Origin of the sequence: Streptomyces sp. MP131-18 (assembly GCF_001984575.1) — a bacterium.
GTDB lineage: Bacteria > Actinomycetota > Actinomycetes > Streptomycetales > Streptomycetaceae > Streptomyces > Streptomyces johnsoniae.
This window is the reverse complement of record NZ_LZNS01000001.1, coordinates 7313809-7325732: the sequence shown is the minus strand read 5'-3', so window position 1 is coordinate 7325732 and position 11924 is coordinate 7313809. Positions and strand designations below refer to the sequence as shown.

Genomic DNA, 11924 nt, shown 5'->3' with positions numbered 1-11924 from the left:
GCCGAACCGCCCTCGTGAGGGGGATGTTTGGCATGCAAGGATGACGTCGGCAGCATGGGGACGCCTGGCCCGTGCGCAACCTCCGGACGGGGTTCCGGGCGGCCCGCGACACCAAGAGGAGACGGCGTGAGCGACAACCAGAACCTGCTGGCCGGGCAGCGGCGGGCGCTCATCCTGGACGAGGTGCGGCGGCGCGGGGGCATCAGGGTCAGCGAGTTGACGCGCATGCTCCAGGTGTCGGACATGACGGTGCGGCGGGATCTGGACGTGCTGGCGCGCCAGGGCTCGCTGGAGAAGGTGCACGGGGGCGCCGTTCCGGTGGCGGAGCGGCGCACGCACGAGCCGGGTTTCGAGGCGAAGTCGTCCCTGGAGCTGTCGGCCAAGAGCGACATCGCACGGGCCGCCGCGGCACTGGCGACCCCCGGGAGCGCGGTGGCGCTCTCCGGCGGCACGACGACGTACGCGGTGGCGCACCAGCTGCTCGAGGTGCCGGAGCTGACCGTGGTGACGAACTCGGTCCGGGTGGCGGACGTGTTCCACCACGCGGGGCAGGCGGCCGAGGGCGGCTCCTCGGCGCCGCCATCGGCGACGGTGGTGCTGACGGGCGGGGTGCGCACCCCGTCGGACTCGCTGGTGGGCCCGGTGGCGGACGCGGCCATTGCCTCCCTGCACTTCGACGTGCTCTTCCTCGGCGTCCACGGCATCTCGGTGGAGGCGGGACTCTCCACGCCGAATCTGGCGGAGGCCGAGACCAACCGGCACTTCATCCGCTCGGCACGGCGCGTGGTGGTCGTGGCGGACCACACCAAGTGGGGTACGACGGGCCTGAGTTCGTTCGCCTCGCTGGACGAGGTGGACACGCTCGTGACGGACGCCGGGCTGGCGGCGCCGGACCGGGAGGAGATCGGCGAGCACCTCGCGGAGCTGCTGATCGCCGGAGAGCCGGACACACCGGAACGGCCCACGCCGTGATGCGAGGCGGCAGCCTTGACGGAAAAACTGGAATAATCCGGACACTTTCCCGTCCGGAGCTTCCCGTCGACCCCGACGCCCCCGTCGATGTACGCCGAACCGCGCCAACCGCGCCCGCGCACAGGAGCAGTGAGCCCGCACCGTGACCAGACTTTCCGCCGCCCCGTCCCCCGCCCCTACCCGCGCGGTGGAGTTCGCCGCGCTGCCCTCCCGCGCCGACCAGGCGTGCCGCACGGTCGCGGCACAGCTGCACGAGTGGCGGCTGCCGCAGCTCGGCGACGGAGCCGCCGCGGGCGTCGTCCGCCTGCTCGCCGACGCCCGCAGGCACGCGGGCGCCGGCGCCGAGCCGCCCTGCACCGTCGAACTGCGGCTGCTGTGGGACCGCGTGGCCGTCTCGGTGCGGGACCACGGGCCCCGCGCCCACCACGCACCGTCCGTGGCCGCCGTGCCGGACAGCGGCGGGCTGCGGGCCCACCAGGACGAACGGGGCCGCACCGTCTGGTTCACCCTGCCGGTCCCGCACCCGCCGACGCCGCCGGAGGCACACGCGGTCCGCCACCCCTGGGCCGCGCACGCCTGAGCCGGGACCGCCCGCGTCAGGTCCGACGCCGGCCGGACGGCCGGCCCTCGCCGAGCACGGCGAGCCGCGCCCGGTACTCCTCCGCCTCGATCTCCCCGGCGGCGAAGCGCCGGCCCAGCAGACCGGCCGGCGTTTCGCGTCCTGGCCCCCGCCCGCCGCGCCACACGGTGCGGCGCAGCAGCCAGAAGGCGAGGGCCGCGATCGCCGCCCACAGCAGCGGAATGAGTAGAAGCCACGGCCCGGGGCCGTCGTCGCGATAGGCGTGCGCCAGGATCTCCATAGTGGTGTCGCTCCTTCTCCGGAGGGCTGCCGACGGCCGCCGCCGCCGTGCGCGGGGCGTCCGCGGGACGCGTTTCTCGTCACCCCCGAGCCTTGCGCCCGCACGGCCCCGCGTCGTCGTACGGGCAGCGGCTCCCGCGCTGCTCCCCCTGGAGTAGGGCCGTGCCGCGCGGCCTGGCGCTGTCAGTGGCGGCTGCCAGAATCGGCCACATGAGCGAAAGGCGGCCGGTGGGCGGCAGATGGGCGATGGCGGAGTACGCCGACAGCTCGGTCGTGGTGTGCCCGCTGGACGAGGAGGGGCGGGCCGCCGGCCCGCCCGAGCGGGCCGCGGGGCCCGCCGAGGCGGTGCGCGGGCGGCCCGGCGTCGCGCGGTGGGTGTGGCGTTCCACGGCCTCTCTGTATCCGCGGCTGCTCGCCGCCGGGCTGCGGGTGGAGCGCTGCTACGACGTGGAGGCGGCCGAGGCGCTCCTGCTCGGGCACGAGGGCGCGTACGGGCTGCCGCGCTCGCTGAGCGCGGCCTTCGCCCGGCTCAGCGGCCTGCCGGTGCCCGACGACCCGCCGCAGGGCCCGGCGGATTCCGCGCAGCCTTCGCTGTTCGCCGCCGAGCCGGTGCCGCTGCCGCTGGACGCGGACCCGCTCCAGGCCCTGCTGCGGGTGTACGCCGGCCAGCTCGCGCGGGCAGCGGGGACGGTGCGCCCGGAGCGGATGCGGCTGCTGCTGGCCGCCGAGTCGGCGGGCACGCTGGTCGCGGCCGAGATGGGCAGGTCGGGCCTCCCGTGGCGGGCCGACGTGCACCGGGAGCTGCTGACGGAGCTGCTCGGGGAGCGCTATCCGGGCGGGGCGCCGCCCCGGCGGCTCGCCGAGCTGGCCGAGCGGGTGTCGGTGGCCTTCGGGGACGGCGTGCGGGTACGGCCCGACCTGCCGGCCGACATCATCCGGGCGTTCTCGCGCGCCGGGATCAGGCTCACCTCGACCAGGGCCTGGGAGCTGCGGGAGATCGACCACCCCGCCGTCGCCCCGCTGCTGGAGTACAAGCGGCTCTACCGCATCCACACGGCGCACGGCTGGTCGTGGCTGCGTTCCTGGGTGCGGGACGGCCGGTTCCGCACGGAGTACGTGCCGGGCGGCGCCGCGTCGGGGCGCTGGACCACGCACGGCGGCGGGGCGCTCCAGATCCCCCGCGCGGTGCGGCGGGCGGTGGTGGCCGATCCCGGCTGGTGCCTGGTCGTGGCCGACGCCGACCAGCTGGAGCCGCGGGTGCTCGCGGCGATCTCGCGCGATCCCGGCCTGATGGCCGCCTCCGGGGGGACGGGCGATCTCTACACGGCGCTGTCGCGACGCGGTTTCTCGGGCGACCGGGCGGCGGCCAAGCTGGCGCTGCTCGGGGCCGTGTACGGGCAGACGTCGGGCGACGGGCTGCGGCATCTGGCGGACCTGCGGCGCAGGTTCCCCACGGCGGTCGCCTACGTGGACGAGGCGGCGCGGGCGGGCGAGGAGGGCCGGCTGGTGCGGACCTGGCTCGGCCGCACCAGCCCGCCGCCCGGCACGGCGGAGCCGGGAGATCCGCCGGAGGGGGCGGAGGAGTCGGAGCGGCCCCGCGGCGTCACCCCGTCGGCGCGGGCGCGCGGCCGGTTCACGCGCAATTTCGTGGTGCAGGGCAGCGCCGCGGAGTGGGCGCTGCTGATGCTCGCCGCCCTGCGGGCCATGCTCCGTGACCTGCGGGCCGAGCTGGTGTTCTTCCAGCACGACGAGGTCATCGTGCACTGCCCCACCGAGGAGGCGGGCACGGTGGCGGAGGCGGTGCGCGCGGCCGGGGAGTCCGCCGGCCGCCTGACGTTCGGCAGCACACCGGTCAGGTTCCCGTTCACGACATCGGTCGTGGAGTGCTACGCGGACGCCCGCTAGATTGCGGCGCTGACGGACCCGATCACGTCCGCCGGAGGGCCGTTCCCCGGTATGCCGGGCCGGCCGGTCAGGCGATGTGCGCGAGCGGGACCTCGGCGCCGGTGGCGGTGCCGTCCGCCACCAACCGGGCCGCGGCGGCCAGCCGTCCCACCGCCTCGTCGGCGACCGGGCCACTCACCGTGAACGGGACGCGTATGTATCCCTCGAAGGCGCCGTCGAGGCCGAAGCGGGGGCCGGAGGGGACGCGCACCCCGAGGCGCACGGCCGCCTCGGCGATCCGCGAGCCGGACAGGCCGCCGGTGCGCACCCACAGCGTGAGGCCGCCGGACGGCACGGTGAACTCCCAGTCCGGCAGGTGCACGCGCAGCGCCCGGACCACGGCGTCGCGGCTCTCCCTGATCTCCGCCCTGCGCTGGTCCGCGGCCTCGTCCCAGCCGCCCGAGGTCATCAGCCAGGTCAGCGCGAGCTGTTCCAGCACGGGGCTGCTCAGATCGGCCCAGGCGCGGGCCGCGACGAGGCTGCGGATCACCTCGGGGGCGGCCCTGACCCAGCCGATGCGCAGCCCGGCCCAGAAGGTCTTGCTCGCCGAGCCGACGGTGACGACCCCGGCCCCGCCGTGGTCGAAGGCGGCCACCGGCCGGGGCCGTTCCCCCGGCGGGAAGTCGAGGGCCAGATCGGCCATCGTCTCGTCGACCAGGAGCAGGGTGCCCGCGGCGCGGGCCGCCGCGACCAGCTCGCGGCGCTGCTCCTCGTCGGCGAGGGCGCCCGTGGGGTTGTGGAAGTCGGCCATCACGTAGGCGAGCCTGGGCGAGGAGTCCTTCAGCACCCGGCGCCAGGCCGGCAGGTCCCAGCCGGCCGGCCCGGGCCCCAGGGGAACGGCCACCAGGCGCGTGCCCGCCTCGCGCATCAGCTGGAGAACGTTCGCGTAGGAGGGGTGTTCGACGGCGACGCGCTCCCCCGGCGGGGCGAACAGCCGGCAGATCGCGCCGACGGCACCCATCGCCCCGGTGGTGACCATGATCTGCTCGGGCATCGTCGGCACGCCGAGCGCGGTGTAGCGGTCGGCCAGGGCCTGCCGCAGTGCGGGCAGCCCGGCGGGGAAGTCGCCGTGGGTGCGGGCGGCGGGCGGGAGCGCGTCGAGCGCGGCGCGGCAGGCCCGGGTCAGCCACGGCTCGGGGGCCGTCGGCGCGGCGCAGCCCAGGTCGAGCATCGAGCCGGCCGCCTCGGGCGGCAGCGGATCGAGGCCGCGGCCCGGCAGCGGCCGGCCCGGCGGCACGGCGGTCCAGCTTCCCGAGCCGCGGCGCGAACGGAGGAATCCCTCGGCGCGCAGCGTCTCGAACGCGGAGGCCACGGTGGTGCGGCTGACGCGCAGCGCACCGGCCAGCTCGCGCTCCGCGGGCAGCCGCGCGGCGACCGGCACGCGGCCTTCGAGCACGAGCAGCCGCAGTCCGTCGGCGAGTGCGCGGTAGGCGGGCGCGCGTCCGGGAGCGGTCCGGTCGCCGCCGTGCTGGGAGCCGAGCAAACGGGCCAGATGAGCGGCTCCCACCGTAGAAGTCCACTGAGCCATGGATTCAGGCCACCTTTCGATCATTGGCTCTCGTTTCGCGCGGCATGCAGGCCACACAGTGACACAGGCCAGGCCACTTACACCAGGGGGACCCTTCCGATGAACCGCTTGCCGCTCCGCCTCGTTCAGCTGTACGGCGGTCTCCTGCTGTACGGGGCGAGCATCGCCCTGATGGTGCGCGCCGGCCTCGGCCTCGATCCGTGGGACGTGCTCCATCAGGGCGTCTCGGAGCACACCGGCCTGTCCATCGGCCTGGTGGTGAACATCACGGGCGCGCTGGTCCTGCTGCTGTGGATTCCGCTGCGGGAGCGCCCCGGACTCGGGACGGTGTCGAACGTAGCTCTGGTCGGGCTGTCGATGGACGCCACCCTCGCGCTCGTCCCCCGGGTGGGCGCCCTGGCGGCGCAGGTGCCGCTCATGCTGTTCGCGGTCGTGCTCAACGGGCTGGCCACGGGCCTCTACATCGCCGCCGGCTTCGGCTCCGGCCCGCGCGACGGCCTGATGACCGCGCTGCACCGGGTCACCGGATGGTCGGTACGGCTGGTCCGCACGGGGATCGAGCTGGTGGTGCTCGCGGCCGGAATCCTGCTGGGCGGCACGGCCGGCGTGGGGACCGTGGTCTACGCCCTCGCCATCGGCCCGCTGGCCCAGATGTTCCTGCGGATGTTCGGAGTCCGGAAACCGAAATCCGGAATGGATTTCGAGGTCCGGCGGCGGCGGGGTATTCTACGCCCTTGGTCCCGCCGGATGGACCGTCACCCCGAGCCATCCTGTGCGGACGCCGGGTGACATCTCAAGCCAGATGTGACAAACCGGACGCCGGCGGGTACGAGAAGGGGCGGTACGACGGGCGACGTATGACCAGCAACGGGAATCTTCACCGCCGACCGGACGTTGACCTGATTGATGATGACAGCGAAACCTGTCCTGTGGGCGACCAGCCCGGGAGGCACGATTCATGAGTGAGCGAGCTCTGCGCGGCACGCGGCTCGTGGTGACCAGCTACGAGACGGACCGCGGTATCGACCTCGCGCCGCGTCAGGCGGTGGAGTACGCATGCCAGAACGGACATCGGTTCGAGATGCCGTTCTCGGTGGAAGCCGAGATCCCGCCGGAGTGGGAATGCAAGGTCTGCGGGGCGCAGGCCCTGCTGGTGGACGGCGAAGGCCCGGAGGAGAAGAAGGGCAAGCCCGCCCGCACGCATTGGGACATGCTGATGGAGCGCCGTACGCGTGAGGAGCTGGAGGAAGTGCTGGCCGAGCGGCTGGCGGTCCTGCGCTCCGGCGCCATGAACATCGCGGTGCATCCGCGCGACAGCCGCAAGTCGGCTTAGCCGCCACGGCGGCTAAAGGACGAGGGCTCGGGTCACGCACGGTGACCCGGCCCCTTATCTTTGCCTGCTTTCCCACCGCCCGCGCCCAAACGCGCGGGCGGTTTCAGGGCTGCCCGGGGCGCACCTCGCCGCCGCCCTCACCCGGCTCACCGGGTCCGTCCTCGTCGTCCCGGATCACCTCGCCCTGGACGACCCTGCCGTCGCCCCGGCGCATGCGCATCTGCTCCCTGGCCGTCCTGGCCTCCTCGAACGCGGCGCCGAGTGGCCCGCTGCGGCGCGTGACATACCGCGCCCCGGCGCGGCGCAGCAGAGCCGCCGTCGGCGGGAAGACGCAGAGCAGCCCGAGCACGTCGGAGGCGAGCCCGGGCACCATCAGCAGCAGGCCGCCCAGCATCGTCAGCCCGTGCCCGCCGCGCGCCGCCCGCTCGTCACCGGCCGGTGGCTCGCCGCCACGCTGGAGACTCTCGGCCAGCCGCTGCCAGGCCCGCCGTCCGGCGTGCTTGATCACGACCGCGCCGAGCACGAGGGCGGCGAGGAGCAGCAGGAAGACCGTCACGCCCCCGGCCGCGTCCCCGACCAGGATCAGCAGCCAGATCTCCAGCAGCGCCCAGGCCGCGATCAGCAACGGGAGGAGGACCAGGGGGCCACGGCGCCGCGGGGGCCCGGACCGGTGAGGGGAAGGACTGCCGCTCGTCATGTCTCAAGTGTGCCTGGAACCGGTCAGTTTCCCGAAGCGCGCGGCGAGTCCCCATGCCGTGACCCGCCACAGCGCCTCGGTCACGATGTCCCTGCTCATCTTGCTGTCGCCGTGCTCGCGCTCCACGAAGGTGATGGGCACCTCGACGACCCGGTGCCCGGCCCTGACGGTGCGGTTCAGCAGGTCCACCTGGAAGCAGTAGCCCTGCGAGTCGACGTCTTGGAGCAGGTCGCTGTCCAGCACGTGCGCCCGGAACGCGCGGAAGCCGCCGGTGATGTCGCGCAGCGGCAGCCCGAGCAGCAGCCGGGAGTAGGCGCTGCCGCCGCGGGAGATCAGCTGGCGGTGCCGCGGCCAGTTGACGATCCGGCCGCCGGGCACCCAGCGCGAGCCGAGCACGAGGTCGGCGTCCCGCAGGGCAGTCAGCAGCCGCGGCAGCTCCTCGGGCCGGTGGGAGCCGTCGCCGTCCATCTCGATCAGCACGCCGTAGCCACGGGCGAGGCCCCAGCGGAAGCCCGCGACGTAGGCGGCGCCGAGCCCTTCCTTGCCGGCCCGGTGCAGCACGTGCACCTGCGCGTCCGCGTCGGCGATTTCGTCCGCGAGCTTGCCGGTGCCGTCCGGGCTGTTGTCGTCGGCCACCAGGACGTCGCAGTCGGGCACCGCGGTCCGCAGACGGGCGATGAGCGGCGCGAGGTTGTCGGCCTCGTTGTACGTCGGAATGATCACCAGGGCCGGACCCGGCGGCGCTCCCTCGCGCGGGGCGCGGTCGCTCACTCGGCGGCCTCCTTAGATGCCGCCCGCGGCCCGCCGGCCCGCCCTCTGCGCTCGCGGACCGCGGCCCCCGCCCACATCAGCAGGCCGAGGCCCGCCAGCGTCCACTCGGGGGCGGCGCCCACCCGGTCGGAGACGGTCCTGTCGTCCCGCAGCGGCAGCTCGGCCGTCAGCACGTCCTGGGTGAACTCCTCGGTCTGCTGCTCGATGGTGCCGTCCGGGGCGACGATGGCGCTGATGCCGCTGGTCGCCGCGGTGACGATGGCGCGGCCGTGCTCCACCGCCCGCAGCCTGGACATGGCGAGCTGCTGCTCGGGCTGGCCGGTGTTGCCGTAGGTGGCGTTGTTGGTCTGGACGACGAGGGCGCGCGCGCCCGCGTTCACGGTGTCCCGGACGATGCCGTCGTAGGCGACCTCGAAGCAGATGACGTCGCCCAGCCGCGCCGGGCCGACGTCGAGGACGCCGGGCTCCTCGCCGGGGTAGAAGTCGCGCGGCACCCGCTCCAGGCGGCTGATCACCTTGCTCAGCTGGTCGCGGAACGGCACGTACTCGCCGAACGGCACGGGGTGCTGCTTGGTGTACGAGTCGCCCGGGCCCGTTTCCGGGTCCCACACGATGCCCTGGTTCTCGACGTAGCCGTCCTTGGTGGGGTGGTCGACCAGCGCCCCCACCAGGATCGGCACGCCGACGGCGGAGACGGCCCGGTCGATCGCGGCGCGCGCCTCCGTGCTGCGGTAGGGATCGAGGTCGGAGGCGTTCTCCGGCCAGAGCACGAGGTCCGGGCGCTCCACCCGGCCGGCGTCGATGTCGTCGGCCAGGTCGAGGGTGGCCTCGACGTGGTTGTTGAGAATCAGCATCGGGCGGCCGAGGAAGTCCATGCCCGCCTGCTGCACGTTGCCCTGCACCACCGCGACGGAGACCGTGTCGTCGGCGTCCGTGGGCACCGGCACCGCGTACCCGGCCGCCGCGACGGCCGCGGCGAGGCCGGTTGCGCCCAGCACGGGCAGCGCGGCCGCGGGGGCGCGCTGCGTCCGCCACGTGCGGAGCAGGGGCAGCAGCCGCAGCGCGGCCCAGGCCAGGAGGGCGCCGCTCAGCGCGACGGCGAACGTGACCAGCGGCGCGCCCCCCAGGGCGGCCAGCGGCGTGAACGGGGTGCCGGTGTTGGCGAACGCCAGGCGGCCCCACGGGAAGCCGCCCAGCGGCACCCGGTCCCTGGCCCACTCCTGCGCGACCCACAGGCACGCCGCCCACAGCGGCCACGCGGGCAGCCGCGAGGTGACGGCGAGGCCGGCCCCCAGCGGCACGAAGAACAGCGCCTCGACGAAGGAGAGGCCGATCACCGTGTCCCAGCCGATGACGTGCAGCCACTTCAGCAGGCCGATGAAGAACGGCAAGCCGAGCAGGAACCCGAGCCAGGCGCCCTGCCGCGCGCTGCGGCCGCGGACGAGCGCGGACAGGACGGCCACGGCGACGATCGACAGCGGCCAGACGTCGTAGGGCGGGAACGCGAGGGCCAGTGCGAGACCGGCGGTCACGGCCACCAGCTCGGACCGCCAGTGCAGGCGGACAGCAGCCACCGACCTGCGGATTCGGCCGGGACGGCGGACGGGAGAGGCCAGCGGCTCGCCGTCACGTGCCGGCCCGTCCGGTCCTGGTGCGTCGGTCTCGCTTGCCATGGTCGTCTCAGGGCCCGATGGCACGGTCGTGGCCTCTCTGGAGAGCGGGCAATGATGAACGACCGTACCTCGAACGCGGCATACTGCGGCGACGCGGGGGCTGCGGATCGGGGCCCGGCGCCCTTCGGTCCGACCCGGGACCCGCTGGCTGCGGACCGACCGAAAGCCGTTGTCTACTGAGCGTCCGGGCCCCGCCCCGGGTCGCACCAGCCGACCGGACGAAACCTTCCGCCCCCGTGCCGCAGGCGGCTGGACCTGGCTCCCGCCGGCGGAGCGCCGGGTCTTGGCACTCCGCCCACTGGCCCAGCAGCGTTCGACGGCTGCGCGGAGGAGCGCCGGCCGGACGTCTTGTGGTGGACCCGGCCGAACCTACCCTTGCCCGACCGCCGCCTGTCAACAGGTGTCTGACCTGGATCTTTCCGCCAAACCGGCAGGTCAGTGCGGCTGGTGGGGCGGCGGCCGACAGGCTCAGCGCACGTCGTTCGGCGGTATGGCCCGCGAGCAGATCACTCGTTCAGCCGGTCGTGCACCGTCCGGCCGCCGACGACCGTGCGCAGGCACACCGGCAGCGGGGCGCCGGGGGCCAGGTCGGGCAGGCCCTGGGTGCCGGAACCGGGGTCGGTCGACCAGCGCACGAGGCGGTCGTCGGGCGCCTGGACGATCAGCTCCCCGGTGTCCCACACGGCGTAGTCGGCCGGGGCGCCCGGCACGAGCACCCCCGCGTCGTCGTGGCCGAGCGCGCGCCAGCCGCCGCGCGTGTGGGCGGTGAACGCGGCGCGCACGGAGATGCGGTGCCCGGGCGTGCGGTGGAACGCCGCCGCGCGCAGCGTGCCCCACGGGTCGAGCGGGGTGACGGGGGCGTCGGAGCCGAAGGCCAGCGGGACGCCGGCGCGCAGCAGGGCGGCGAACGGGTTGAGGGTCCCGGCCCGGCCGGGGCCGAGGCGCCGGGCGTACATGCCGTCCCCGCCGCCCCACGCGGCGTCGAACGCGGGCTGCACTGAGGCGGTCAGCCCGAGGTCCGCGAAGGCGGCGACGGTGTCCGCGGTCAGCATTTCGGCGTGCTCGACCCGGTGCCGCAGCGCCCGCACCCGGGCGGCGCCGAGCCGTTCCGCCGCGGCCCGCACGCCCTCGGTGACGGCGGTCAGCGCGGCGTCGCCGATGGCGTGGAAACCGGCCTGGAGACCGGCCTCGGTGCAGGCGGTGACGTGGGCGGCGACCTCGTGTGCGGTGAGGTGGGCGGTGCCGGTGTGCGGGGCGTCGGCGTAGGGGTGGTGGAGGTGCGCGGTGTGGGAGCCGAGGGAGCCGTCGACGAACAGGTCGCCCGCGGCCCCGACGGCGCCGAGTTCGCGGATGCGGTCGGCATCCTTCGCGGATGTGACGAGACCGGCCCAGTAGCAGAAGACGCGGGGGCCCGGCTCCCGCGCGGCCAGCGCGATCAGGGCGGCGAGGTCGTCCTCGCTGGAGATCTCAGGTCCCGCGCACTCGTGCACGGCACCGATGCCGAGCGCGGCGGCCCGGTGCAGCGCGGCGCGCTGGGCGGCCCGCCGCCCCTCGGCGCTGACCCCGGCGTCGGCGGCGCGCCGCACCGCGTGGTGGGCGTCGGCGGTGAGCGGTCCGGTCGGGTGGTAACCGGGCAGCCGGTCGACGCCGGGCACGAGGTCGAGCAGGGCGGTGGTGGCGAGCGCCGAGTGGGCGTCGACGCGGGAGAGGTAGAGCGGGCGGCCGGTGGCGGCCTCGTCCAGCTCGCGCCGCGCGGGGGGTTCGCGTTCCGGCCAGTCGGTGGTGTCCCAGCCCTGTCCGAGGAGGACCCCGTCGCCCGGCTGCGCGGCGGCGTGGGCGCGAACGCGGGCGAGCGCGTCGTCGGCGGAACGGGCGGTCGCCAGGTCGAGGCCGGTGAGGGCGAGCCCGGCGGCGGTCGTGTGCACATGCGCATCCGTGAACGCCGGTGTGACGAGCGCGCCGTCCAGGTCGACGATCTCGTCCGCGGCGGAGGCGAGGGAGTCCGCGGCGGCCTCGGAGCCGACCCAGGCGACGCGGTCGCCGGTCACGGCCATGGCCGTGGCGAACGGGTCGGCGGGGCTGTGGACCTCGCCGCGGCGCAGCAGCACGGTGCGCGGCCGGCGGCCGGGGGTGGTGCTTTCGGTCAT

Annotated in this window: 11 protein-coding genes; 5 read left to right on the top strand and 6 right to left on the bottom strand. The window is 75.0% G+C overall.

From position 1 onward, the window contains the following. Nucleotides 1–126: 126 nt before the first annotated feature. Nucleotides 127–972 carry a DeoR/GlpR family DNA-binding transcription regulator gene (locus tag STBA_RS32600; protein WP_077062615.1) on the top strand — a complete coding sequence of 282 codons (846 nt, stop codon included), beginning with the start codon at nt 127–129 and terminating at the stop codon, nt 970–972. A gap of 142 nt (nt 973–1114) precedes the next feature. Beyond that, on the top strand, nt 1115–1552 hold the full coding sequence (locus STBA_RS32595; protein ID WP_077062614.1) for a hypothetical protein: 438 nt from the start codon (nt 1115–1117) through the stop codon (nt 1550–1552). A 16-nt stretch (nt 1553–1568) separates the two neighbouring features. Here STBA_RS32595 and STBA_RS32590 read toward each other — a convergent pair whose 3' ends face one another. After that, entirely contained in the window at nt 1569–1832 is a 264-nt protein-coding gene (locus STBA_RS32590; RefSeq protein ID WP_077062613.1) for a hypothetical protein, read from the bottom strand. Between the two features lie 209 nt (nt 1833–2041). Between STBA_RS32590 and STBA_RS32585 the strand changes: the two genes are divergently transcribed. Then, a complete protein-coding gene (locus STBA_RS32585) occupies nt 2042–3736 on the top strand; it encodes a bifunctional 3'-5' exonuclease/DNA polymerase (protein ID WP_077063764.1) in 1695 nt (564 codons plus the stop codon). 67 nt (nt 3737–3803) lie between these two features. On the opposite strand, the gene STBA_RS32580 is transcribed toward STBA_RS32585, so the two are convergent. Further along, nucleotides 3804–5303: a PLP-dependent aminotransferase family protein gene (locus STBA_RS32580; RefSeq protein WP_077062612.1), complete on the bottom strand. Its 1500-nt coding sequence runs from the start codon at nt 5301–5303 to the stop codon at nt 3804–3806. 99 nt (nt 5304–5402) lie between these two features. On the opposite strand from STBA_RS32580, the gene STBA_RS32575 reads away from it, so the two are divergent. Next, nucleotides 5403–6092 (top strand): hypothetical protein, encoded by a 690-nt coding sequence (locus STBA_RS32575; RefSeq protein WP_079252271.1) that lies wholly within the window; start codon nt 5403–5405, stop codon nt 6090–6092. 169 nt (nt 6093–6261) lie between these two features. Further along, entirely contained in the window at nt 6262–6636 is a 375-nt protein-coding gene (locus tag STBA_RS32570) for an RNA polymerase-binding protein RbpA (protein WP_049570522.1), read from the top strand. A 103-nt stretch (nt 6637–6739) separates the two neighbouring features. Here the strand turns inward: STBA_RS32570 and fxsA are convergent, their stop codons facing one another. From fxsA to STBA_RS32550, 4 genes are all read right to left on the bottom strand, one after another. Beyond that, nucleotides 6740–7333 carry an FxsA family membrane protein gene (fxsA, locus tag STBA_RS32565; protein ID WP_077062611.1) on the bottom strand — a complete coding sequence of 198 codons (594 nt, stop codon included), beginning with the start codon at nt 7331–7333 and terminating at the stop codon, nt 6740–6742. A 3-nt stretch (nt 7334–7336) separates the two neighbouring features. Further along, a complete protein-coding gene (locus tag STBA_RS32560; RefSeq protein ID WP_077062610.1) occupies nt 7337–8104 on the bottom strand; it encodes a polyprenol monophosphomannose synthase in 768 nt (255 codons plus the stop codon). Continuing rightward, nucleotides 8101–9777 (bottom strand): apolipoprotein N-acyltransferase, encoded by a 1677-nt coding sequence (lnt, locus tag STBA_RS32555; RefSeq protein WP_077062609.1) that lies wholly within the window; start codon nt 9775–9777, stop codon nt 8101–8103. Before lnt ends, STBA_RS32560 begins: the two co-directional genes overlap by 4 nt. Before the next feature lie 506 nt (nt 9778–10283). Further along, nucleotides 10284–11924 carry an amidohydrolase gene (locus STBA_RS32550; protein WP_077062608.1) on the bottom strand — a complete coding sequence of 547 codons (1641 nt, stop codon included), beginning with the start codon at nt 11922–11924 and terminating at the stop codon, nt 10284–10286.